This window comes from Streptomyces aurantiacus (assembly GCF_001418335.1).
Taxonomy (GTDB): Bacteria; Actinomycetota; Actinomycetes; order Streptomycetales; family Streptomycetaceae; genus Streptomyces; species Streptomyces aurantiacus.
The window spans coordinates 1-23,907 of sequence record NZ_LIPP01000194.1 but is presented as its reverse complement, the minus strand read 5'-3'; the positions used below and the strand labels follow the sequence as shown (position 1 = coordinate 23,907).

The following is a 23,907-nucleotide window of genomic DNA, read 5'->3' as shown; positions in this document are numbered from 1 at the left end:
CGGCGCCGACGACTACGTGGTGAAACCCGTGCAGGGGCGGGTGCTCGACGCCCGCGTCCGGGCCGTGCTGCGGCGCGGCGAGCGCGAGGCGAACGACTCGGCGACGTTCGGTTCGCTGGTGATCGACCGTGCCGCGATGACCGTCACGAAGAACGGCGAGGACCTGCAGCTGACGCCCACCGAGCTGCGGCTGCTCCTTGAGCTGAGCCGGCGGCCCGGACAGGCGCTGTCCCGCCAGCAGTTGCTGCGGCTGGTGTGGGAGCACGACTACCTCGGCGACTCGCGGCTCGTCGACGCGTGCGTACAGCGGCTGCGCGCGAAGGTGGAGGACGTGCCGTCCTCGCCGACGCTGATCCGCACCGTGCGTGGGGTCGGCTACCGGCTGGACAACCCTCAGTGACCAAACCGCAGGACAAGCTCCGTGGCTGGGCCGCGGCACGCAGGACCGTCATGGCAGGCCTGCGCTTCACCAGTCTGCGACTGCGCCTGGTCGTGGTGTTCGGGCTCGTCGCGCTCACCGCCGCCGTGTCGGCGTCCGGGATCGCGTACTGGCTCAACCGCGAGGCCGTGCTCACCCGTACCCAGAAAGCGGTGCTCGGCGACTTCCAGCAGGCGATGCAGACCCGCGCCAGCACGCTGCGGCAGCACCCCACGCAGGAGGAACTGCAGCGCGCCGCGGGGCAGATGGCGGACAGCAGCCAGCGCTTCAGCGTGCTGCTGGTCGCCGAGGACGAGAACGGCAGGACCGTCCGCGGCAACTCCGACCTGGACACCTTCACGCTGGAGGACGTACCGCAGTCCCTCCGGAAGGCGGTGAACAAGGAACAGAAGATCTCCTCGAACAACAAGAACACGTACCACCTGTACTGGCAGCGGACGACGCAGGGCGACAAGCCGTACCTCGTGGGCGGTGCCAAGGTGATCGGCGGCGGGCCGACCGGGTACATGATCAAGTCGCTGGAGCCGGAGGCCAAGGACCTCAACTCGCTCGCCTGGTCGCTGGGGATCGCGACGGGGCTCGCGCTGATCGGCTCGGCGCTGTTGGCGCAGGCCGCCGCGACGACCGTCCTGAAGCCGGTGCACCGGCTGGGCACGGCCGCACGGCGGCTCGGCGAGGGCAGGCTCGACACCCGGCTGCGGGTCTCGGGCACGGACGAACTCGCCGATCTGTCCCGGACGTTCAACCGCACGGCGGAGGCGCTGGAGAAACGGGTCGCGGACATGAGCGCCCGCGAGCAGGCGTCCCGGCGGTTCGTGGCGGACATGTCGCACGAGCTGCGGACACCGCTGACGGCCATAACGGCCGTGACCGAGGTGCTGGAGGAGGAGCTCGACGCCGAGACCGGCAGCGTCGACCCGATGATCGAGCCCGCCGTACGGCTCGTCGTCAGCGAGACCCGGCGGCTGAACAACCTCGTGGAGAACCTCATGGAGGTCACCCGCTTCGACGCGGGCACCGCCCGGCTCGTCTCCGACAACGTCGACATCGCCGACCAGATCACCGCGTGCATCGATGCGCGCGCCTGGCTGGACGCGGTGGAGCTGGACGCCCCGCGCGGCATCATGGCGCACATCGACCCGCGCCGCCTGGACGTCATCCTGGCGAACCTGATCGGCAACGCCCTCAAGCACGGCGGCTCCCCGGTGCGCGTGCGCGTACGCGCGGAGGGCACGGACCTGGTGATCGCGGTCCAGGACCACGGTCCCGGTATCCCCGAGGACGTCCTGCCGCACGTCTTCGACCGCTTCTACAAGGCGAGCGCGTCCCGGCCGCGCTCCGAGGGCAGCGGCCTCGGCCTGTCCATCGCCCTGGAGAACGCCCACATCCACGGCGGCGAGATCACCGCCGCGAACGTGCCCGACGGCGGCGCGGTCTTCACCCTGCGCCTGCCGCTCGACACCCCCGAGGCGAAGGACCCGGACGACCCGGACGGCCCGGACGGTCCGGGTGCCGAGGACCCGGACCTGACCGACACTGACGCCGACGGCAACGGCAGCCGCAGCCGCAGCAACGGCGCCGAGAGGGGCGTGTGATGTCCGTACGCGACGCACAGGGCGCACGCGACACACGAAGCGCACGGGGTACACGACTCATACGGGGTGCGGGTCTTATACGGAGTGCGGGTCTTATACGGAGTGCGGGTCTCATACGGGGTGCAGGTCTCATACGCGGGACACGTGCCGCCCGTGTGTCCCGCCTGGCGCTCGCCGTGCCGCTGCTCGCCGTGGCGCTGGCCGGCTGCGGTATCCGGGCGACGGAGGTGCCGACCGACTTCGGGCCCGCGCCCTCCCGGATGCCGTGCGCGCTGACCGGCCCCGACGTCAGTACGCAGTCCTCGCGCGGCATCCTCGTCCAGGTCTTCCTCATCTGCTCCTCCCAGCTCGCGGCGGTCGACCGGACCGTACGCATCGAGTCGGGGCCGGCGGAGACGGACCGGGTACGCGCGGCGCAGGCACTCCTCGACGAGCTCTCCGAGTCCCCGTCGGACGCCGAGAAGCAGGCGAACTACTCGACGACCGTGCCGAAGGTACTGAAGGTGGCGGGGCCGCGCCGCGGCGACCCGGCCGACGCGCTCCGGCTGAGCATGGCGCCCGCTGACTTGACCTCGTACGCCCTGGCCCAGGTCATCTGCACCTTCAGCGACTCGGAGGCCGCCTCCGACGACGGCACGGTGACCCTGGGCGGCCCCGGCACGGACGCCTCGCGCCGCTACGAGTGCACGGAGGCCGTGCGCACCCGCCCGGACACGGAGACCCCGCCGTCGACGGAGACGGACGGCGCCTGAGGCCCTAGGGCCCTGGGGCCCGTACACGAGGCTTGAAACCCTCGGCCGGATCCTCTCTGTGGCGCATGCCTCACCCTTCCGGCACAAGTGCCGCCGTCACGCGGAACCGATCCTGCCGGTCGCGGCGTCTTGGGGATCGTGCAGCGTCAAGGCTCGAACGGCGGAATCGCCGTGATCCGCGTCCGTGCGACAGGAGGTCTCCTCCTCGTCGCACATCTCGCGCTTGTCGCCTGGTTCACGCTGCGGCCGCTGGACGTGCCCTGGGTGAGCGCGGCGAACCTGCGACCGTTCGCCGGTATCAGGGCCGATCTGGCGATGGGTCCCGAGGCCGCGGCCCGCGCCATCGGCAAGGGCCTGCTGCTGCTCGCCCCGCTCGGGGTGCTGCTGCCCATGGCGGGCGGCAGACTCGCCGTCTCCCCGCTGCTGTCCCTGCTGCGTACGGTCGCCGCCGGTGCGCTGCTGTCGCTGGGCATCGAGCTGCTGCAGACCGGGGTGCCCGGCCAGGTCGTCGACGTCGACTCGCTGCTGCTGAACACCGTGGGTGTGGCGCTGGCCCATTTGGCCGTTGTGCCCGCCGCCCGGGCCGTACTGCGCCGCCGGTCCGAGGCGCTGAGCCGGGCCGCCGCGCTGCGCCGGAGGCAGGCGGCTCAGGCGGCCGAGGAGTCGACTCAGGGTCTGACCCCGACGATTCCCAGGGTCGGGATCGCTCCTTAGAGCGACGCTCCTCCTCCTGTCGTTTCCGTAACGTGGATGTCAGAAGGCCGGACGGGGCAACCGCACAGGAAGCCTCAGGAAGCCTCGTACGACAGACATCTGACGACACTCACGAAGGAGACGCGATGAACCGCCTTGCCCGCCCCACCGACGGCCGGATGATCGGCGGAGTGTGCGCAGCGCTGGCTCGGCGCTTCGGCACCTCCGCGACCACGATGCGGGTGATCTTCCTGGTGTCCTGCCTGCTGCCGGGCCCGCAGTTCCTGCTCTACATAGCGCTGTGGATCCTCTTCCCCTCCGAGGGCAAGGCGGCTCGCACGGCCTGGTGACCACGGCCCACCCCACGCCCACCGTGCGCCCGCCGTACGCCGGCCGTACGCAAGGACGCCGATGGGACGCACCCGAGCGGGGGTGCGCCCCATCGGCGCGTACGAAGCCGGCGAGGACCGGAGTCGGCCCGCGGAGCCGGCCCGGAGCGTAAGCCGGAGAGTCAGCCCAGCGGAATGCCGTTCACCGGCAGGCCGTGCGTGGGCAGGCCCTGGATCGGCAGACCGCCGAGCAGACCGGCGACCGGTCCGGCGGGGCCCTCCGCGAGGAGGTCCGCCACGGCCGGCTGGGCGGCGGTGAGCCCGCTGCTGAGCACGTCCTGGCCCTGGGCGAGGGGCTCGCCCGCGCCGGGCACGGCCTTGGCGGCCACGTCCATCGGCAGTGCGTCGACGGCGGTGGAGAGCTCCGGGCCGGCCTGCGGGGCCGCGGGGGCCGCGTTGGCGGCACCCGCACCGGCGGCGGCGAAGGCGGCACCGAGAGCGGCGACGCCGAGGGTCTTGACAGCAGACTGCTTCATCTTCGTCCTTGCATGCTGTGACGGGGATTTGAGCGGTCCGAAACGGTAATCACGAGCGAGCTCGCCCCGCAAACATCGAAAAACGGCCGAGTCGTCACCACCCGGCCGGGGCCCGCCCTCCCCTTTCAGTCCTCTTCGCGCACAGAACCGCTGGTGGAGGCGGTCTGTCGGAACAGCCATTCGGACTTCAGTTCGGCGTAACCGGGCTTGATCACGTCATTGATCATGGCCAGTCGTTCATCGAAAGGAATGAATGCTGATTTCATCGCATTGACTGTGAACCACTGCATGTCATCGAGCGCGTAACCGAAAGCGTCGACAAGGTGCTCGAATTCGCGGCTCATGCTGGTGCCGGACATCAGACGGTTGTCGGTGTTCACGGTCGCCCGGAAGTGCAGCCGTCGCAGCAGCCCGATGGGGTGCTCGGCGTACGAGTCGGCGGCGCCCGTCTGGAGATTGGAACTGGGGCACAGCTCCAGGGGGACGCGCTTGTCGCGTACGTACGAGGCGAGGCGGCCCAGTTCCACGGAGCCGTCCTCCTTGACCTGGATGTCGTCGATGATGCGTACGCCGTGACCCAGCCGGTCGGCGCCGCACCACTGGAGCGCCTGCCAGATGGACGGGAGCCCGAAGGCCTCGCCCGCGTGGATCGTGAAGTGGTTGTTCTCCCGCTTCAGATACTCGAAGGCGTCCAGGTGACGGGTGGGCGGGAAGCCCGCCTCGGCGCCCGCGATGTCGAAGCCGACCACGCCCAGGTCGCGGTAGCGGTTGGCGAGTTCGGCGATCTCCAGGGAGCGTGCCGCGTGCCGCATGGCGGTGAGCAGCGCGCCGACGCGGATGCGGTGACCGTTCTCCCGAGCGATCCGCTCACCCTCCCGGAAGCCCTCGTTGACGGCCTCGACGACCTCTTCGAGGGTGAGCCCGGCTTCCAGGTGCTGCTCGGGCGCGTACCGCACCTCGGCGTAGACGACGCCGTCCTCGGCGAGGTCCTCGGCGCACTCGGCCGCGACGCGGAACAGCGCCTCGCGGGTCTGCATGACGGCGCAGGTGTGCGCGAAGGTCTCCAGGTACCGCTCCAGGGAACCGGAGTCGGCGGCCTCGCGGAACCAGATGCCGAGTTTGTCGGCATCCGTCTCCGGAAGGTTCTGGTAGCCCGCGGCGCGGGCGAGGTCGACGATCGTCCCGGGGCGCAGGCCCCCGTCGAGGTGATCGTGCAGGAGGACCTTCGGCGCCCGGCGGATCTGCTCCGAGCTCGGGGTGTTCTTGGTCTGGCTCGTCATCTCCGCACTCTACCGCCTACGCGCGTAGATCCCTCTTCGCGCGCATCCGTCGATATGTAACGGTGACCGTGCGGACGGATGGCGTACACCATTACTTCTGACACTGTTTTGTCATGGCACAGCAAGCAGCGCCGGTTCGCACGGCCAGGCTCGGGCGGGCACTCGGCACGGAGCCGACGGCGGTGAGCGGCGTGGTGCTGCTGCTGCCGGGCGGCGAGGAGACCTCTGCCCGCAGACCGTCACCGATGCTGGCGGCGGCGTCCGTACGGGCGTTGGGGCGCCGGCTCGCCCGCGCGGGGCGCACGGAGGGGCTGGCCGTGCACGTGGTGCACTACCGGTACCGCGGCTGGAACGGGAGCGAGGCGCATCCGGCGCAGGACGCGGCGTGGGCCGCGGACGAGATCGTGCGGCGGTACGGGGACGTGCCCGTGTGTCTCGTCGGGGTGGACATGGGCGCGCGGGCCGCGGTGCACGCGGGAGGCCACACCGCCGTCAACTCCGTTCTGGCGCTGTCTCCCTGGCTGCCGGAGGAGGACGTCGCGGCGCCGCCCGAACCGGTGAAGCAACTCGCGGGACGGCGGGTCCTGATCGTCCACGGCACCAACGACGAGCGGACGGACCCCGAGCTGTCGTTCCGGCTCGCGGCGCGGGCGAAGAAGGCGAACCGGGACATCTGCCGGTTCGAGGTGCACTCCGACCGGCACGCGCTGCACGCGTTCCGGTCCGAGGTGTACGCGCTGGCGGAGGACTTCGTGATGGGCACGCTGTTCGGCCGGGCTTTCGCCCGCCCGGTCGAGGACGCACTGGCGGCTCCGCCGCCGCTGGGGTTGCGGATGCCGCTCGCCTCGGGCTTCGGCAGGTCCCTTCGCCATTAGCCGACCGGCCCGGATTCGAGTCGGGTGGACTTTTCCTTATTCACGTCACTCAGTGTGGCCGCACATGCCTACCGTCAGCAGTGACGACTCCGACACGGGTCGGCTCAATAGCGAGGCGGACGAGCCGGGTTGGGAGGTGGACCCGGACGACGACTGGGGTGTGGCGGTCATCGCCACCGTGGGGCGGCAATTGAGGCTGCGACGGGAGGCGAAGGGGATGCGGGCCGCCGAGTTCGGAGAGGCGGTGGGATACGGAGAGTGCCTCGTCTACAAGGTCGAGGGAGGCAAGCGGATTCCCCGCGCTGAGTATCTGGACAGGGCCGACGAGGTGTTGAAGGCCGATGGGCTGCTTTCGGCGATGAGCGCCTGCCGCGGCGCCACGTCACGCCCTCGCCCGGGGAGCCCGCCCGTCGCCTTCCGCCGGTTCGCGAAAGGTGTCGGCGCCGGTGCGGAAGGCCGCCGGGGAACGGCGGAAGCCGGTCGGTGAGACACCGTACTCGCGGCGGAACGCACCCGAGAAGGCGAACTCGGTCGAGTACCCGACCTCGCGGGCGATCGCGGCCAGTGTGGCGTCGGTCTCCCGCAGGAGCCGGGCGCCGAGGCCCAGCCGCCAACCGATCAGGTAACTCATCGGCGGCTGACCCACCGTCGTGGCGAAGCGCCTCGTGAACACGGCGCGGGTCATCCCCGCGGCGTCACTGAGCAGGTCCACCGTCCACTGCCGCCGCGGGTTGTCGTGGATCGCCCGAAGAGCGGAGGCGATCGCCGGGTCGTCGGTCCTCGGCCAGCCGCCCGCATCGCCCTGTTCGTGCCACTGGCGCAGCACGTGGACCAGAACGAGGTCGATCAGCGCGGGCAGGGCCGCCCCGGTGCCCATCCGGCTCCCGGACACCTCTGCCCGGAGGAGACCGATCAGCGAGCGCATCTCCGCGTGCTGACCGGGCCGGCCGGGCCGGCCGTGGTCCGTCGACACGACGATGAGGTCGGGCAACGCCCGCAGATACTGCGGAGTGCGGCCGTGCGCGAGCTGATAAGTGCCGCACAGGAACGCGAAGTCGGAAGGCCCCTGCGTAGGTGGGATGGGCGGGGCCGGGCTTGCCGCCGGAAACGGCGGCAGGTCGTCGATGGCGCAGGGGGCGTGGCTGAGGCCGTGAGCGGCGCCGGACGAGGTGAGTACGACATCGCCCGGCATCAGCGCGACGGGATCCTTGTCCTCGGTGACCAACCAGCAGGTGCCCTCCACGATGATGTGGAACCCGCTGCCCGCGAAGGTGGGAAACCGGAGCCCCTGGGAGTTCGACGGTCTGATGAGACGGGCACCGACGCGCCCGACCCGCACGGAGCGGATCACGTCACTCACTAGGTCCATGCGGTCGATGCTAACGACGGCTGCGCGGACAGGGCCGCGCGGACGTGGCGCACAGCCTCGTATGCGCTCGTACGTCTGACGTATGGCCTGGTGCGCACGGGCGGTGGTGGAGTCGACACCATGATCGATGACTCTACGGACACCGCGCACGGGACCATCGATGTCCTGCGCGCCCATGCCGAGAAGACGGAACAGGCGGAGCGGCCCACGGCGGAAAGCCTGGGCGCACTGCGTGCGGACGGTGTGCTCGCCCTGCGGACACCGCGGGAGCACGGGGGCGCCTGGGCAGACGCGGGAACGATCGCACGGCGTCTGACCGGCCTCGGCCGAGCCTGTCCGTCCACGGCCTGGATCGCCGGGACCTGTGTGACGGCGAAGAACATCGCCGCCAAGACCGCGTCCGACGCGGGGGCGTACGAACTCTTCGCCGACCCCGACGCGCTCTTCTGCGGTTCGGGTGTGCCGGCGGCTCACGGCGAGCCCGTACCGGACGGCGTGCGGATCAACGGGCGCTGGCCGAACGTCTCGGGGTGCGAGGACGCGGCCTGGGCGGGACTCGCCGTGATGGTGGGCGGTGGGCTCTCGTTCGCCGTCGTACCGGTGGCCGACCTGGCCGTCGAGCGGACCTGGCACATGGCCGGTATGCGGGGTACGGGCAGCCACACCCTGGTCGCCACGGACCTGCTGGTGCCGGCCACGCGGATCGCGCCGATCGGACAGACCGAGGCGGCCAACCCCTTCGCCCCCGGGGACATACTGCTGTACTCGCTGACGGTGCTCGCCCCGGTGGTGGGCGCCGCCCTGGGTGCGCTGGACACGGTCGACGCGATGTTCGCGGCGGGGAACCGTAAGCCGTTCATGACGGCCTACTCCCGGATGAGCGAATCTCCTGGGGCCCGGCACTGGCTGGCGGAGGCCGCCCACCTGGTCGGCCGCGCCCAGAACACCATGCTCGCGGTGGCCGAGGCGGCGGATGCGGCGGACGCGGAAGGGCTGACGGGTGCCGACCTCCCCCGGTTGCGCATGGACGTCGCGGACGCGGCCCGGGACTGCCGGGCCGCGGTCGAGCGGATGCTGGACCTGCACGGTGCGGGCGGCTTCGCCAACGCCCATACGCTGCAGCGGCATTGGCGGGACATCGCCGTGGGCAGCCGTCACCCCCACCTGAACCCGTACCTCGCTGCCGAGACCTTCGGTACGGCCCTTACGGCATCGCCGTGAGCCTCTACGGCCGGGCCACGGACCAGGCGGAACGTCTCGGAGATGTCACGGTGGCCCGGCCGCACGTAGGCGAGCAACTCGCTGAACAGCGCACCGTGCACGTCTGCAGGGGTGGTCATGGGGGACTTCTCGATGTCGGGTCCGGGCGGGGTGTTCTTCAGGTACGGAACGTGCCGGGAGCCCTGGACGTCTTCCGGGCATGACAGTTCCTACGAGACCGTTGTGAAGCACAGGGCGTGTCAGTGTCCCGGAGCCGTCGTTCACACGGTGGCACCCTCCGCGTCGCCGCGGCGCGCGGCAGGAATGGTGCCGTCGGCGACGAGGTCGCTCACCGCGTGGCCGTGTTCGCGGACCAGGTAGTCCATGGCGTGCTCGGTCGAGGACTGGTACTCCAGCTGATCCCCGTAGAAACGCAGCCGCTCCTGACAGTCCTCGATGATCTCGCCCCAGGTCTTGACCCAGATGCGGAACCTGGGCTGGGAGAGCGCACACCCGGGCAGGCGGTCGTGCTGGTGGGCGAGTTGCCGCAGCCCCTCGTCCATGGTGTTGCCGACCAGCCAGAAGTCCCAGGACACGGCTGTGTCCCGGAAGCGGTCGGCCTTGACGACAGCCTGGGCATAGCCGTTGATCTGTCCGAACTCGGTCATGGACAGGACAGTGCTGGGCCGCTTCAGCTCCACGATGAGGTGATGTCGCTCGCCTCTTCCACGCCGTGCCGCCTGCGAGAGCATGAGATCGACGCGGCCCCGACGGCCGTCTTCTCGTACGACGGTCTCCGGTACGAGATTCTCCCGCCCGAGAAGTCGGCAGTGCTGTCGCAGAACCTCGTCCAGGCTCCGGTCACTGGCATGCAGGCCGTACTCCTCACCGAACACCCAGCACTCCTTCTCCAGGATGCTGTGCAGCTCGCCGTGTTCCTTCACTCGTCGTCTGGCGTCCCCGTCGAAGACGAGGTGTTCGAGGGCGGCCAGGAAGTCCAGGCGATGGGTGGCTGTCGCGGAGGCTTTGACGAGGGCGGACAGAGGTGTGCGGTCGAGCAGCCTGCTGAGTTCTTCCCGCTCCTGCTTGGAGAGCGCGAACAACTGCTCGGCAATGCGCAGGACGTCACCCGGTTCATGGGCCAGTACGGACCGCAGGAGCGCGAAGGTGGTCCGCCGTGAAGATGTGCTTCCACGCGGAAGGTGGCGGACCACCGTGGTCGCCACCGCGTCGAAGGTCTCCCGTTCGGTCCGCTCGCGCTCGTCCGAGTGACTGCCCGTGTAGGGGTAGATGCCCTCACGCTGCCATTCGGCGACCTGTTCCAGACGCCGTTCGTCGGCGCGTGATCGGAAGTGCTCCCGCAGCGCCGCGCGGGCCGCAGCCAGAGTCTCGGAAGGCGGGCCGTCTGGGACCCAGTCGGCGAAGGCGAGGTCGTCCGCGTCCAACTCGTCGAACCCGGCCCACGAGAGGTGGGCGGTGAACTCGAAGCCCGGCGCTTGGATGCCGGGCTTCAACTGGGCTCGCGACATGCCCTCCCCGTCGCAGAGGAACAGCGCACGAGTCACCGGCCTGCGCCATTCAATGACCTTCAGTTGCGGGGGATCACCGTCCCAGCCATGTGGAGGGGGCAGCAGGTGGTTGCGGACGTGCCGTTGTTCCGAGGCAGGGTCCAGTCCACGGCCGTCGTACTCGATGTAGACGTCCGGGTATTTCTCCAGGTAGGTGGAGAAAGCGGCTGTCAGCGCCGAGCGGGTGCGGTCGTCAGCGAGTACGTCCAGCTCCTCGCCACCGAACGCCTCGAAGAGCGTGCCTGGCGGATCGTCGGTGAGCTCCGGTTCACCGATGTCGAACTCGTCCATGGAGTGCCGGTCGGACTCGATCAGCAGACGGTGTCGCCCGCCGCCGCCGTCGCTGACGCTGGTCCAGCGCACCTGAGTGCCCAGTGCGAAGGCACGGACACGACCCCGCCCGTTCTTGCCGTGCAGGGCCCGCTTCTTGACCGGCGTGCCCTGCGCGCGCTTCTTCCAGGATGCGCCGATGGGTCGAAAGTACTCCTCGCAGTGTTCGGAGCACATTCCGCAGCCGTCGTCTTCGATACGGACCCGCTCCACACCGCCGAGGTCGTTCCGCTCCAACGTGACGACGACCCGCCCGGCATCGGCGTCGAGCGCGTTCCACACCAGCTCCTCGACCGCGCCGACCGGTTGACGCAACCGCGCCAACTCCGCGACGTGCTCCCGGCTGGTCTCCAGCCGCACCTTCACCATGGCTCGCGCCCTTTCCTGTGGCGTGCCCCCGGGGCGGGGGCAGCCATTCTTCCCTCCCGGGCCCCGTCGACGTGCGGTGGTGTGGCGGAATCACCCCAGCAGGGTGAACAAGGGCGCCGGCCGCATCGGGCTGTCCACCAGAACGGGCCAACCAGGAGAACGACGGCGCCCTGCCCGTCACTCCGGAAGCAGGTTGCCCCTCCTCGACAGGAGGAACCTCTTGAACGCCGCCACCGGTGGGGTGTCCGGGTGGCCGTCCAGCCATGCCACTCCGATCTCCCTTGCCGCCCGCGGGGCCGTGACCGTCAGTTCCACGACTCCTGGGCGGGGGACGGCCGGTGGGGGCAGGAGGGCCACCCCCAGGCCCGCCGCCACCAGGCCCCGCAGGGTCTCCGCCTCCTCGCCCTCGAAGGCGACCCGGGGGCGGAAACCCGCCTGTCGGCAGAGGTCGTCCGTGATGCGGCGCAGGCCGTAGCCGGGTTCCAGGGTGACGAACGTTTCGTCGGCGGCCTCGGCCAGGCGGATACGGCGGCGGGACGCCAGCCGGTGGTCCGCCGGCACCACCAGGCGGAGCTTCTGTTCGTCCAGGCGGCGGCCCACCAGGTCCGGCGCGTCCGGGACGGGCGACGTGAGGCAGAGGTCGAGTTCGCCGGAGCGCAGGCGCTCGATCATCGCCTCGCCGTAGTTCTGGACCAGGCTGAAGCGGACCCGGGGGTGGTCGACGCGGAAGGCCCGGATCAGGCCGGGTACCGTCTCGGAGCCCATGGTGTGCAGGAAGCCGAAGGCGACCTTGCCGGTGGCCGGGTCCGCGTCGGCCCGTACCTCGTCGGCGGCCCGCTCGATCTCCGCGAGGGCCCGTTCGACGGAGCCCAGGAACGTACGGCCGGCCGGGGTCAGCGAGACCGTGCGGCCACGGCGGGCGAAGAGGTCCACGCCCAGGTCCTGTTCGAGGCGGACCATCGCCCGGGACAGCGTCGACTGCGGGACCTGCATCTCCTGCGCGGCCCGCGTCACGTGCTCGGTGCGGGCGACCCCGGCGAAGTACGCCAGGCGTGGGGCGAGCAGCCTCGACATGCCCACGATGTCTTCTGTGTCACCGGACGGTGACAGGCGACCCTCTGACCTCTGCTGATGCGTCACAGGAACGATTATGGCCATTCCATGCATTGGACGGATGAAGGGGCGGTGTTTACGTTCGGAGCATGCCTTCCGCAAGTACCGGGGCGTCCACCACCGTGGTCGCCCCCTCCGCAGCAGCCGTCCCCGCCATACCCACCGTCCGCGCCGACAACCGGCTCACCCCCGGCGGGCCCGGCTACCGCCGGATGAGCTTCGCGCTCTTCCTCGCGGGCGTCGCGACCTTCGCGCTCCTCTACTCCACGCAGGCCCTGCTCCCCCTCGTCTCCGACGACTTCGGCGTCACGGCGAGCACGGCCAGCTGGACGGTGTCGGCGGCGACCGGCGCACTGGCACTCTTCGTCCTGCCGCTCAGCGCGCTCTCGGAGCGGTTCGGACGGCGTACGTTGATGACGGCGTCCCTGGCCGTCGCCGCGACCGTCGGCCTGCTCGTGCCCTTCGCCCCCTCGGTCGGCTGGCTGATCGCGCTGCGGGCCGTCCAGGGCGCGGCACTGGCCGGGCTGCCGGCCTCGGCGACGGCCTACCTGGCGGAGGAAGTACGCCCGAAGGCACTGATCACCGCCATCGGCCTGTTCGTCGCGGGCAACAGCGTCGGCGGGATGAGCGGCCGCGTCATCACCGGCTGGGTCGCGCAGGAATGGGGCTGGCGGGTCGCCGTCGGGACGATCGGCGTGATCGCGGTGGGCTGCGCCGTGGCCTTCCGGATGCTGCTCCCGGCGCCGCGGCACTTCAAGGCGGGCTCGCTGCGCCCCGCGGGGCTGGTCCGCACCGTCCGCGACCACCTCGCGAACCCGCTGCTGCGCAGGCTGTACGCGATCGGCGCGCTGTTCATGACGGTGTTCGGCGCCGTCTACACGGTGATCGGCTACCGCCTCACCGACGCCCCGTTCTCACTCCCGCAGGGCATCGTCGGCTCGATCTTCCTCGTCTACCTGGTCGGTACGGTCTCGGCGTCGACGGCCGGAAAGCTGGTGGACCGGCTCGGCCGGCGCGGCGCGCTGTACCTGGCGGGCGCGACCACGACCGCCGGCCTGCTGGTGTCGCTGGCCGACTCGCTGCCGTTCGTGCTGCTCGGCCTGGTGCTGATCACGGCGGGCTTCTTCGCGGGCCACGCGGTGGCGTCCTCCTCGGTCAGCCACACGGCCAAGGAGGGGCGCGCCCAGGCCTCGGCGCTGTACCAGTCCGCCTACTACCTGGGCTCCAGCGCGGGCGGCACGCTCGGTGCCGTCGCCTACCACTCCAGCGGCTGGGCCGGGACGGTGGCGCTCGGTCTGCTGGCGGTGTTCGGGGTCGTGGCGATCACGGTGCTCGGGTCGCTCGCGGCCCGCGTGCAGCGGCGACCGGTGGCCGTTCAGCACTGACGCCCTCGGGGCCAACCGGCGAACTTGCGTGTGCAGGTCAGGACAGTAACTGTCCTGACCTGCGCCTTTTTCATCTCGGGGGGCCATTGTCAGTGGGCTGCGGTAGCTTCCGGAGTGCCGGCGCCGCAATGAGGCGGTGCGGGCGCGACAAACAAGGCCACAGGGGTGGGTTGGCTATGAGCGACGGTACGGCGACGGTGGAGGACCTCGATGTCCGGCTGGAGAAGCACCGGGTCGAGCTGACGGGGTACTGCTACCGGATGCTCGGCTCGTCCTTCGAGGCCGAGGACGCGGTCCAGGACACGCTGGTGCGCGCCTGGCGCAGCTATGACAAGTTCGAGGGCCGCTCCTCGATGCGCTCGTGGCTGTACCGGATCGCGACGAACGTCTGCCTGGACATGCTGACCGCGGGCAACAAACGGGCCCGCCCCATGGACCTGACGGACTCGACGCCGCTCGCGCGGGCCGCCCTGACCCCGCGCCCGGACAACACCTGGCTGGAGCCGATGCCCGACGCGCGCGTACTGCCGACGGTCACCGACCCCGCGGACGCCGCCGTGGCCAAGGAGTCGGTGCGCCTGGCCTTCATGGCCGCCCTGCAGCAACTGCCGCCCAAGCAGCGGGCCGTGCTCATCCTGCGTGAGGTCCTGGCGTGGAAGGCGAGCGAGGTGGCCGAGCTGCTCGGCACCACGGTCGCCTCGGTGAACAGTGCGCTCCAGCGGGCCCGGGCGACGCTCGCGGAGAGCGAGAGCAAGAGCGCCGCGGCCCGGGCCGCCACCTCCGACCCGCTCGACGAGGAGCAGCAGAAGCTCCTGGAGCGCTATGTGGCCGCCTTCGAGGGGTATGACATGACGGCGTTGACGGCGCTCCTGCACGAGGACGCCATCATGACGATGCCGCCGTTCGACCTGTGGCTGACCGGCCCCGAGGACATCACGGGCTTCATGACGACGCTCGGCGCGGCCTGTGCCAACTCCCATCTGGTCCCGGTGGCGGTGAACGGCCTGCCGGGCTTCGCCCAGTACAAGCCGGACCCGGAGACGGGTGGCCGCACGGCGTGGGCCGTGCAGGTCCTGGAGATCTCAGAGGGCCGGATCACCGGGTTCCACTGCTTCCTCGACACGCAGCGGTGGTTCCCGCTGTTCGGGCTGCCCCTCCACCTCGACCCTCTCGACCTCGAAGCGGAGGCCGACCAGGGCGAGTAGGGCGCGCAGGGCGGGGTCCGGGCCGCGCAGTCTGATCCGGCCCCCGGCGCGCCGGGCGGCGAGTTCCAGCCGGGCCAGCACGTCGACGGTCGTCAGACCCGGTGGTCCGAGACCGCTGACATCACAGACGACGACGCCTGCCCCGCTGTCCCGCAACCGTGCGCGCACGCCCTCACTCAGCCTCGGCACCTCGTCTCGGGCGACGGGGCCGGACAGTACGAGCACAGGGGGTGTCTTGGCGTCCACGTACGGTAGACCGGGCGGCGACGCGGAACTCATCGCTCAGCGTGCTCGGCGCGGCTCACCGAGCGTGTTGGGCCTGTATTCGTGGTGGTGAAAGCCGCTCGGGTGTGTCAGGTTTCGGGGAACTCGCTGGTGTCGATGGCGAGGTCGAAAGGGGCGGGCAGCATGAGGGTCTCGCCGAACTTGACGGTGCTAAGAGGACGATAGACATCGCCCTTCGGTTCCCCGTAAAGCGTTGCGGTAGGTCCTTCGGCTCCCCATCGGTCGACAAGAAGGTAGAGCGGGATACCTGCCGCAGCATAGGCGGCTGGCTTACTGACTCGATCGTGCCGGGCATTGGACCGGGAGGTGACCTCGACGGCCAGTTCGGCCAGAGCTGCCGGAATGTGAGTGTCCGTCGCCATGTCGTCCCGCACGGGGGCCACCAAGATGTCCGGGATAAGCATGCCGAGACGCGACGGCACAGCGATGGCCAGTGTCTGGAAGATTCCCCAGTGCTCGGGGACCACGGAGTAGAGACGGCGCTGGATGCGTTCCGCGATCACGTTGTGACGGTAGGCAGGAGCAGGTGACACGGTGACGATCCCCTCAATGATCTCCACCTTGCTGCCCTCGGGCCAATCCGTCTCCTCCCAGAACCGGACAAGCTCGTCCCAGGTCTGTTCGGGATCCTGGCTGATGGTGAGTGCACTCATGGCGGTCTCCTATCGGTACGTCACCGATCACAGCATGCCGAACGGGACCGGTGGCCGTCCACCGGTCCCGTTCACCCGAATGGGGAACCCGCAGGTCAGGCGGATGTCAGGCGATACGTTCCAGCACCACCGGCGCCGCCGTGAAGGCCGTGCCGGGGGCCGCCACGTCGTACGAGCCCTCGGTCGCCTCCAGCGCGTACTCGAAGCGTTCCGGGGTGTCCGTGTGGAGGGTGAGGAGCGGCTGGCCCTCGGTCACCGTGTCGCCCGGCTTGGCGTGGAGTTCGACGCCCGCGGCGGCCTGGACCGGGTCGTCCTTGCGGGCGCGGCCCGCGCCCAGGCGCCAGGCGGCGACGCCGATGTCGTACGCGTCCAGGCGGGTCAGGACGCCCGACGCGCCCGCCTTCACCACGTGCTGTTCCTTCGACGTGGGCAGCGGGGCGTCCGGGTCGCCGCCCTGCGCGGCGATCATGCGGCGCCAGGCGTCCATCGCCGAGCCGTCGGCCAGCGCCTTCGCGGGGTCGGCGTCCCGCACGCCCGCCGCGGCCAGCATCTCGCGGGCCAGCGCGAGGGTCAGTTCGACGACGTCGGCCGGGCCGCCGCCCGCCAGGACCTCCACCGACTCGCGGACTTCGAGGGCGTTGCCGGCGGTCAGGCCGAGCGGGGTCGACATGTCCGTGAGCAGGGCCACCGTCTTCACGCCGTGGTCCGTGCCGAGGCCGACCATCGTGGCGGCCAGCTCGCGCGCGTCCTCGATCGTCTTCATGAAGGCGCCAGTGCCGACCTTCACGTCCAGGACGAGCGAGCCCGTACCCTCCGCGATCTTCTTCGACATGATGGAGGAGGCGATCAGCGGGATCGCCTCGACCGTGCCCGTCACATCACGGAGCGCGTAGAGCTTCTTGTCCGCGGGCGCCAGGCCGTCGCCCGCCGCGCAGATCACCGCGCCGACCGAGTCCAGTACGGAGAGCATCTCCTCGTTCGACAGGGCCGCGCGCCAGCCCTTGATCGACTCCAGCTTGTCCAGGGTGCCGCCGGTGTGGCCGAGGCCCCGGCCCGAGAGCTGCGGGACGGCCGCGCCGCAGGCCGCCACGAGCGGGGCCAGCGGGAGCGTGATCTTGTCGCCGACGCCGCCCGTCGAGTGCTTGTCGGCCGTCGGGCGGGACAGGGACGAGAAGTCCATGCGCTCGCCGGAGGCGATCATCGCGGCGGTCCAGCGGGAGATCTCCCGGCGGTTCATGCCGTTGAGCAGGATCGCCATGTTGAGGGCGGCCATCTGGTAGTCGGCGACGTCACCGCGCGTGTAGGCGTCGATGACCCAGTCGATCTGCTCGTCGCTGAACTCGCCGCGGTCCCGCTTGGTGCGGATGACGGAGACGGCGTCCATCGACATGGCTCCCATCGACAACGAGGTCATGGCTTCCCTTCGGTAGTGCAGCGGCCCCCGGAGTTCCCCGGGGGCCGCAGATGACACATGGATTACCTGGTGAGGTGCGCCGGCCCGAAGGCCTGCGGCAGCATCTCGGAGAGCGGCAGGAGACCGGCCGGGGTCTCCAGGATCAGCTCGGGCCCGCCGAACTCGTACAGCAGCTGGCGGCAGCGGCCGCACGGGACGAGGATCTCGCCGTGGCCGTCCACGCAGGTGAAGTGCGTGAGCCGGCCGCCCCCGGTGTTCTGGAGCTGCGAGACCAGGCCGCACTCGGCGCACAGGCCGATCCCGTACGAGGCGTTCTCCACGTTGCACCCGGAGACCACCCGGCCGTCGTCGACCAGGGCCGCGACACCGACCGGGTAGCCCGAGTACGGGGCGTACGCGCGGGACATGGCCTCGCGGGCCACCTCGCGCAGGGCCGCCCAGTCGACGGCCGCGGGTTCGGACGCGGGTTCGGACGCGGGCTTGGTCCCGGTCCCGTTCCCGGACTCGTTCCCGGACTCGGGTGGTGTCACTTTCCTTGCCCCCGTCGGTAGGGCATGCCGTCCGCCTTCGGCATCCGCAGGCGCTGCGCGGAGAGCGAGAGGACGAGCAGCGTGACGACGTACGGGGTCGCGGTGACGACCTGGTTCGGGACCTCGTTCGTGGTGGTGTACCAGAGGAAGACCAGCACCCCGACGAGCGTGGTGATCGCCGCGTGGACGTACCGCTTCCTCCATACGAAGTAGGCGGCGCCGATGATCAGCAGCAGCGCGAGCAGGAGGAGCAGCGCGTGCACGTTGGTACCGCCGCCGCGCAGCTTGAGGCTGTCGGTGTAGCCGAACAGGCCGGCGCCCAGGGCGAGCCCGCCCGGCATCCAGTTGCCGAAGATCATCGCGGCGAGGCCGATGTAGCCGCGTCCGCCGGTCTGGCCCTCCAGGTAGATGTTGGAGGCGACGAGGGAGAGGAAGGCGCCGCCGAGGCCTGCGAAGCCGCCGGAGATGATCACGGCCAGGTACTTGTACTTGTAGACGTTGACGCCGAGCGACTCGGCGGCCACCGGGTTCTCGCCGCAGGAGCGCAGCCGGAGCCCGAAGGAGGTGCGCCACAGCACCCACCAGGTGAGGGGTACGAGTGCGACGGCGATCACGGTGAGCGGCGACAGGCCGGTGAAGATGCCGCCGACCAGCCCTGCGAGGTCGGAGACCAGGAACCAGTGTTTGCCGTTGAGGGTCTGCAGCCAGTCCGACAGGCCCGGGATGTCGAAGGTGCCCAGCGAGTCGACGGGCGGCGACTGCTTCGACGTACCGCCCTCCTCGCCCTCGAAGGCGAAGGTCGAGAGGTAGCGGGTGGCGCCGAGGGCCAGGATGTTGATGGCCACACCGGAGACGATGTGGTTGACGTTGAAGGTGACGGTCACGATCGCGTGCACCAGGCCGCCGAGCGCGCCGCCGATGATGCCGAACACGACACCCGCCCACGGACCCCACTGGAAACCGGCCCAGGCGCCGAACCAGGTGCCGAGGATCATCATGCCTTCGAGGCCGATGTTGACGACGCCCGCGCGCTCGGCCCACAGGCCGCCGAGTCCGGCGAGGCCGATCGGCACGGCCAGGCGCAGGGCGGTGGACATCTGCCCGGTCGAGGTGATGCCGTTCGCGTCGGTGATCAGCCGGACGACGGAGACGAGGACCAGCAGCCCCGCGATGAGCAGGAGCAGGACCGGGAGCGAGATACGGCGGCGGCCCCGGGCGGGCTTGGGCGCCTGCGGCTTGGCGACGGTCGAGGTGCTCATCGGGCAGCCACCTCCTTCTTGGAGTTGTGGTTGACGGCTGCCGCCGCAGCCAGTTCGGCGCCGACGCGCCGCTGCTGGCGGCGCAGGCCCCAGACGCGTACGGCCTCGTAGGAGACGACGACCGCGATCACGATGAGGCCCTGCATGATCACCGCGATCTCCTTGTCGTACGCCACCGGGGTCGCGTAGTCGAGAGCGGGCGAGGCCTTGTCGAGGAAGGCGACGAGCAGGGCGGCGAAGGCGATGCCGACCGGGTTGTTGCGGCCGAGCAGCGCGATGGTGATGCCGGTGAAGCCGAGGCCCGTCGGGAAGGACAGGCTGTAGGTGTGGGCGTCGCCGAGGAGGATCGGCAGGCCCGCGAGGCCCGCCATGCCGCCGGAGATCAGCATCGCGGTGAGGACCATGCGTTTGGCGTCCACGCCGGAGGCGGCGGCCGCGGTCTCGGAGGCGCCGGTGGCGCGCAGGTCGAAGCCGAAGCGGGTGCGGTTGAGGACCAGCCAGTACAGGACGCCCGCGAGGACGGCGATCAGGGTGAAGCCGTAGATCTCGCCCGCGTCGCCCATGTCGAAGCCGGGGAACCAGCCGGACTCCTTCATCACGCCGGTGGTCTGGTTGTTGCCGAGCGGCTTGCCCCAGACCTCGGTGAGGGTGAGGTAGCCGATGAGGCTGGTGGCGATGGCGTTGAGCATGATCGTCGAGACGACCTCGCTCACTCCGCGGGTCACCTTGAGGATGCCCGCGACACCGGCCCAGAAGGCGCCGGTGAGCACGGCCACCAGCATCAGGAACGGGATCTGCAGGGCGGCGGGCAGTGCGACGTGCGCGCCGACGACCGCGGTCATCATGGCGGCGAGGCGGTACTGGCCGTCGACGCCGATGTTGAAGAGGTTCATGCGGAAGCCGACGGCGACCGCGAGGGCGGCGAGGTAGTAGACGCCGGCCTGGTTGATGATCAGGACCTGGACGTCGGCGAATCCTGCCTGCTCGAACATCAGGGTGTACGGCTCGATCGGGTTCTTGCCCGAGGCGATCAGCACGAACGAGGTCAGCACCACGGCCGCCACGAGCGCGATGACCGGTCCGGCCACCGCGAGGAGCACGCGCTCCTTGTCGAACTTCTTCATCGGGCCTCGTCCTCCGGGGCTTCCTCTGCCTGCGCCAGGTGTTCTGGCTGCGCCACGGGTTCCGTCTGCGACACGGATTCTGCCGGGGCTACGGGTTCCGCCTGGGCTACGGGTTCCGGCTGCGCTACGGGTTCCGCCTGGGCTACGGGCTCTACGTGCTCCAAGTGGCCCGAGGCGGCGCCTGTCATGGCCGAGCCCAGCTCCTCCGGAGTGATGGTCGCCGGGTCGGCGTCCGCGACCAGCCTGCCGTTGTAGATCACCCGGAGGGTGTCGGAGAGGCCGATCAGTTCGTCCAGGTCGGCGGAGATCAGCAGCACGGCCAGGCCCTCGCGGCGGGCCTCGCGGATCTGGTCCCAGATCGCGGCCTGCGCGCCGACGTCCACACCGCGGGTGGGGTGGGCGGCGATCAGGAAGCGCGGCTTGTGGCTCATCTCGCGGCCGACGATCAGCTTCTGCTGGTTGCCACCGGACAGGGAGGCCGCCGTGACGTCGATGCCGGGCGTACGGACGTCGTACTCCTCGACGATGCGGCGGGTGTCGGCCTGGGCGCCCTTGATGTCCAGCCACAGGCCCCGCTTGCCGTACGCGTTGGGCTTCTCGGTGACATGGCCCAGGATGCGGTTCTCCCACAGCGGGGCCTCCAGGAGCAGGCCGTGCCGGTGGCGGTCCTCGGGGATGTAGCCGACACCCTGTTCGCGGCGCTTGCGGGTGGGCCAGGAGGTGATCTCCTCGCCGATGAAGCGCAGGGTGCCCGAGTCGGCGTTCTTGAGGCCGATCAGGGCGTCGACCAGTTCGGTCTGGCCGTTGCCCTCGACGCCTGCGATGCCCATGACCTCGCCGGCGTGGATGGTGAAGGTGACGTCGTCCAGGACGCGCTTGGCGTCGCCGCCGGTCGGCACGAGGTCGGCGAGCAGTCCGCCGCCCGCGGTGCCGCCGGCGGCCCCGGCCGCCCCGGTCCCGCCGGGTCCGCCTGCCGTCCCGACCGCCCCGGTCTCGCCGAGCGAGGCGCCGCCGGCCGCGTACACGGTGAGGTTCTCGACCTCGATGACGGGCTTGTCGGTGACGGTCGACTCGGCGGTCTCCGGCGTGGGCAGTTCGCTGCCGACCATCATCTCGGCGAGCTGCCGGGAGGTGGTCTCGGCGGGCACGGCCGTGCCGACCGTCGTGCCCCGCCGGATGACGGTGATCTCGTCGGCGACCGACAGGACCTCGCCCAGCTTGTGGGAGATGAAGATGACGGACAGGCCCTCGGCCTTGAGCTCGCGGAGGTTGTCGAAGAGCGCGTCGACCTCCTGCGGCACGAGGACGGCGGTGGGCTCGTCCAGGATCAGGATGCGGGCGCCGCGGTAGAGGACCTTGAGGATCTCCACGCGCTGACGGTCGGCGACCCCGAGGTCCTCGACGAGGGCGTCCGGGCGCACCCCCAGGCCGTACCGCTCGGAGATCTCCTTGATCTTGTCGCGGGCTGCGCCGCCGATGCCGTACAGCTTCTCGCTGCCGAGCACCACGTTCTCCAGGACGGTGAGGTAGTCGGCCAGCATGAAGTGCTGGTGGACCATGCCGATGCCGCGCGCGATGGCGTCGGCGGGACTGGCGAAGGTCACCTGCTCGCCGTCGACCGCGATGGTGCCCTCGTCCGGCTTCTGCATGCCGTAGAGGATCTTCATCAGGGTCGACTTGCCCGCGCCGTTCTCGCCGACGAGGGCGTGCACGGTGCCCTGGTGGACGGACAGGTGGATGTCGTGGTTGGCGACGACTCCGGGGAAGCGCTTGGTGATCCCCGCCAGTTCGACCGACACGGCCGGCTTCGACTGTGCCGGCACGGTCGACCGTGCGGCGGGTGGCGGGCTCGGAGGACTGCTGGACGCGTCGATGGCGCACTCTCCTTGGAAAAGGGGGCCGATCTACGCGCGTAGCGCCCCTGCTTCAACAACTACTGCGGAATCGTGCGTTCCGGGCATGTCCGCTTTTCCGCCGACAGATCCGGATCATCCGCCGCGCGAACGGGGCGCGGGAAGGCCATCCTTCCCACACCCCGTTTTCGCTGCCGTAACGCTGCCATTACAGCGCCCGATTGGCCACGGTTGCTACGAGCTCTTGACCTTGATGGTGCCGTCGTTGATGCCGTCGGCGGCCTTCTTCAGGGCCGCCTGCAGCTTGGCGTTGTCCTTGAACTCCGGGTTCGAGTCCGCCAGGCCCACGCCGCCGGACTTGAGGGAGGCGCGCACGACACCGGTCTCGGGCTTGCCGTCCTGGACCGACTTGGCGAGGTTGTAGACCGCGCCCGCTACGTCCTTGGTGGCCGAGGTGAGGATGTACTGCTTGTACGCCTTGAGGGCGTCCTGGCTGTACTGGTCGGAGTCGACGCCGATCGCCCACACCTTCGCGGCGGAGGCGGCCTCGATGACGCCCTGACCGGACAGGCCCGCGGCGTGGTAGACCACGTCGGCGCCGTCCTCGATCTGGCCCTCGGCGGCGGTCTTGCCCTTGTCGGGGCTGGCGAAGCCGCCGTCCTCGGCCTTCTCCGTCAGGAACTGCGAGACGACCTTGACCTTCGGGTTCGTGGCGGCGACGCCCTGCTTGTAGCCCGCCTCGAACTTGTGGATCAGGGGGTTGTCCACGCCGCCGACGAAGCCGACGGTCTTGGACTTGGTGGTGAGGGCCGCCGTGACTCCCGCGAGGTAGGAGGCCTCCTCCTCGTGGAAGACCATGTCGGCGACGTTCTTCTTGTCGATCGTCTCGTCGTCGACGATGCCGAAGGTCGTCTTCGGGAACTTGTCGGCGACCTCGGCGACGGCCGGCGCGTAGGCGTAACCGACGCCGATCACCGGGTTGTAGCCGGTCTTGGCCAGCGTCTCCAGGCGCTGCACCTTGTCGGCGTCCGACTCGCCGTCGGTGGGCTCGACGGCCTTGGAGCCGTACTTGAACTCCGCGGCGGCCTTCTCCATGCCGGCGGTGGCGGCGTCGTTGAAGGACTGGTCGCCCTTGCCGCCGACGTCGTACGCGAGGGCGATGCCCTTGCTCTTGCCGTCGCCGCTGTCGGCGGCGTCGTTGGACGTGCCGCCGCAAGCAGCGAGGGCGGCGGTGAGGGTAGCGGTCGCAACGCCCGCGACAGCGATTCGGGACACCCGGCGCATGGAACGTGACTCCTTAGTGCAAGCGCCCATACCAGGCGCTGGTTCCGCCGCAGCGTAACGCGCGTAGACCGGAGGGAAAACCCCTTCTGTTCGGTCTGTTATCGAGCTGTGGCCACGGATGCGGTACAGACTACGGAACGTGGGGTGCCGCTTACGGATGACCTGGCGGTCGGCTTGGCGGTCGGGCGTTGTTTGGCTGCGGGCCGGTGGGGGCTGGTCGCGCAGTTCCCCGCGCCCCTTGAAAAGCGGGGCTGCGCCCCTGCTTTTCAGCCCGTCCGGCGTTTGAGGACGAGGCCGTTCAGGCCGACAGCGGGGGTCTGGGGGCGGCAGCCCCCAGGAAACGGGCAGCCTGCGCACCGGGCTGTCCGGCTTGGCGGAGCCGTTACGCTGGGGGGGTGGCAGTCGACGATGTATTCGAACAGCTCAAATCCCTCTCCTCGACCATGGAGGCGATCGAGGCCGTCCTG

General features: G+C 70.2%; 21 protein-coding genes and 2 pseudogenes. 10 read left to right on the top strand and 13 right to left on the bottom strand.

Annotated elements, in window-relative coordinates; genetic code table 11:
- From AOK01_RS24740 to AOK01_RS24720, 5 genes are all read left to right on the top strand, one after another.
- Positions 1-400, top strand: a 400-nt coding sequence (locus tag AOK01_RS24740) for a winged helix-turn-helix domain-containing protein (RefSeq protein ID WP_245702393.1), incomplete at its 5' end; no start/stop codon positions are given.
- Between the two features lie 50 nt (positions 401-450).
- Positions 451-2,034 (top strand): ATP-binding protein, encoded by a 1,584-nt coding sequence (locus AOK01_RS24735; protein ID WP_079103712.1) that lies wholly within the window; start codon positions 451-453, stop codon positions 2,032-2,034.
- Positions 2,035-2,189: 155 nt separating this feature from the next.
- Positions 2,190-2,786 (top strand): hypothetical protein, encoded by a 597-nt coding sequence (locus AOK01_RS24730; RefSeq protein ID WP_055515310.1) that lies wholly within the window; start codon positions 2,190-2,192, stop codon positions 2,784-2,786.
- Positions 2,787-2,924: 138 nt separating this feature from the next.
- Positions 2,925-3,500, top strand: a complete 576-nt coding sequence (locus AOK01_RS24725; RefSeq protein WP_055515309.1) for a VanZ family protein — start codon at positions 2,925-2,927, stop codon at positions 3,498-3,500.
- Between the two features lie 125 nt (positions 3,501-3,625).
- On the top strand, positions 3,626-3,829 hold the full coding sequence (locus AOK01_RS24720; RefSeq protein WP_055515307.1) for a PspC domain-containing protein: 204 nt from the start codon (positions 3,626-3,628) through the stop codon (positions 3,827-3,829).
- 161 nt (positions 3,830-3,990) lie between these two features.
- Here the strand turns inward: AOK01_RS24720 and AOK01_RS24715 are convergent, their stop codons facing one another.
- Both AOK01_RS24715 and AOK01_RS24710 read right to left on the bottom strand, forming a co-directional pair.
- Positions 3,991-4,344, bottom strand: a complete 354-nt coding sequence (locus AOK01_RS24715; RefSeq protein WP_055515305.1) for a hypothetical protein — start codon at positions 4,342-4,344, stop codon at positions 3,991-3,993.
- Positions 4,345-4,469: 125 nt separating this feature from the next.
- Positions 4,470-5,624: an adenosine deaminase gene (locus AOK01_RS24710; protein WP_055515303.1), complete on the bottom strand. Its 1,155-nt coding sequence runs from the start codon at positions 5,622-5,624 to the stop codon at positions 4,470-4,472.
- A gap of 113 nt (positions 5,625-5,737) precedes the next feature.
- Here AOK01_RS24710 and AOK01_RS24705 point away from each other — a divergent pair, with 113 nt between their 5' ends.
- Together AOK01_RS24705 and AOK01_RS41570 are read left to right on the top strand one after the other, a co-directional pair.
- Positions 5,738-6,499, top strand: a complete 762-nt coding sequence (locus tag AOK01_RS24705; protein ID WP_055515302.1) for an alpha/beta hydrolase family protein — start codon at positions 5,738-5,740, stop codon at positions 6,497-6,499.
- A 64-nt stretch (positions 6,500-6,563) separates the two neighbouring features.
- Positions 6,564-6,857 (top strand): annotated as a pseudogene (locus AOK01_RS41570) (helix-turn-helix domain-containing protein); the annotation flags it as partial.
- Between the two features lie 24 nt (positions 6,858-6,881).
- Here the strand turns inward: AOK01_RS41570 and AOK01_RS24700 are convergent.
- Positions 6,882-7,868 carry an AraC family transcriptional regulator gene (locus AOK01_RS24700; RefSeq protein WP_063792854.1) on the bottom strand — a complete coding sequence of 329 codons (987 nt, stop codon included), beginning with the start codon at positions 7,866-7,868 and terminating at the stop codon, positions 6,882-6,884.
- A gap of 120 nt (positions 7,869-7,988) precedes the next feature.
- Between AOK01_RS24700 and AOK01_RS24695 the strand changes: the two genes are divergently transcribed.
- Positions 7,989-9,089: an acyl-CoA dehydrogenase family protein gene (locus AOK01_RS24695; RefSeq protein ID WP_055515299.1), complete on the top strand. Its 1,101-nt coding sequence runs from the start codon at positions 7,989-7,991 to the stop codon at positions 9,087-9,089.
- A gap of 260 nt (positions 9,090-9,349) precedes the next feature.
- Here AOK01_RS24695 and AOK01_RS24690 read toward each other — a convergent pair whose 3' ends face one another.
- Positions 9,350-11,335, bottom strand: coding sequence for an ATP-binding protein (locus tag AOK01_RS24690; protein WP_055515296.1), 1,986 nt, complete (start codon positions 11,333-11,335; stop codon positions 9,350-9,352).
- 177 nt (positions 11,336-11,512) lie between these two features.
- A complete protein-coding gene (locus tag AOK01_RS24685) occupies positions 11,513-12,475 on the bottom strand; it encodes a LysR family transcriptional regulator (protein ID WP_055515294.1) in 963 nt (320 codons plus the stop codon).
- A 62-nt stretch (positions 12,476-12,537) separates the two neighbouring features.
- Here AOK01_RS24685 and AOK01_RS24680 point away from each other — a divergent pair, with 62 nt between their 5' ends.
- Together AOK01_RS24680 and AOK01_RS24675 are read left to right on the top strand one after the other, a co-directional pair.
- Positions 12,538-13,833, top strand: a complete 1,296-nt coding sequence (locus AOK01_RS24680; RefSeq protein WP_055515292.1) for an MFS transporter — start codon at positions 12,538-12,540, stop codon at positions 13,831-13,833.
- A 176-nt stretch (positions 13,834-14,009) separates the two neighbouring features.
- Positions 14,010-15,038 carry a sigma-70 family RNA polymerase sigma factor gene (locus tag AOK01_RS24675; RefSeq protein ID WP_055515289.1) on the top strand — a complete coding sequence of 343 codons (1,029 nt, stop codon included), beginning with the start codon at positions 14,010-14,012 and terminating at the stop codon, positions 15,036-15,038.
- Between the two features lie 27 nt (positions 15,039-15,065).
- Here AOK01_RS24675 and AOK01_RS45330 read toward each other — a convergent pair.
- The 8 genes and pseudogenes from AOK01_RS45330 to AOK01_RS24640 form a co-directional block, all read right to left on the bottom strand.
- Positions 15,066-15,317, bottom strand: a pseudogene (locus AOK01_RS45330) (STAS domain-containing protein); the annotation flags it as partial.
- Positions 15,318-15,391: 74 nt separating this feature from the next.
- Positions 15,392-15,976 (bottom strand): Uma2 family endonuclease, encoded by a 585-nt coding sequence (locus tag AOK01_RS24670; protein ID WP_055515286.1) that lies wholly within the window; start codon positions 15,974-15,976, stop codon positions 15,392-15,394.
- A gap of 106 nt (positions 15,977-16,082) precedes the next feature.
- Positions 16,083-17,366 carry a thymidine phosphorylase gene (locus AOK01_RS24665; protein ID WP_055515314.1) on the bottom strand — a complete coding sequence of 428 codons (1,284 nt, stop codon included), beginning with the start codon at positions 17,364-17,366 and terminating at the stop codon, positions 16,083-16,085.
- A gap of 86 nt (positions 17,367-17,452) precedes the next feature.
- Complete coding sequence (locus AOK01_RS24660; protein ID WP_281181429.1) at positions 17,453-17,920, bottom strand: cytidine deaminase; 468 nt, start codon at positions 17,918-17,920, stop codon at positions 17,453-17,455.
- Positions 17,917-19,179 carry an ABC transporter permease gene (locus tag AOK01_RS24655; RefSeq protein ID WP_055515283.1) on the bottom strand — a complete coding sequence of 421 codons (1,263 nt, stop codon included), beginning with the start codon at positions 19,177-19,179 and terminating at the stop codon, positions 17,917-17,919. The genes AOK01_RS24660 and AOK01_RS24655 overlap by 4 nt, the downstream gene beginning before the upstream one ends.
- Complete coding sequence (locus AOK01_RS24650; protein ID WP_055515281.1) at positions 19,176-20,303, bottom strand: ABC transporter permease; 1,128 nt, start codon at positions 20,301-20,303, stop codon at positions 19,176-19,178. Before AOK01_RS24650 ends, AOK01_RS24655 begins: the two co-directional genes overlap by 4 nt.
- Positions 20,300-22,126, bottom strand: a complete 1,827-nt coding sequence (locus tag AOK01_RS24645; protein WP_425424761.1) for an ABC transporter ATP-binding protein — start codon at positions 22,124-22,126, stop codon at positions 20,300-20,302. Before AOK01_RS24645 ends, AOK01_RS24650 begins: the two co-directional genes overlap by 4 nt.
- A gap of 264 nt (positions 22,127-22,390) precedes the next feature.
- On the bottom strand, positions 22,391-23,440 hold the full coding sequence (locus AOK01_RS24640) for a BMP family lipoprotein (protein ID WP_055515277.1): 1,050 nt from the start codon (positions 23,438-23,440) through the stop codon (positions 22,391-22,393).
- Positions 23,441-23,907 lie beyond the last annotated feature (467 nt).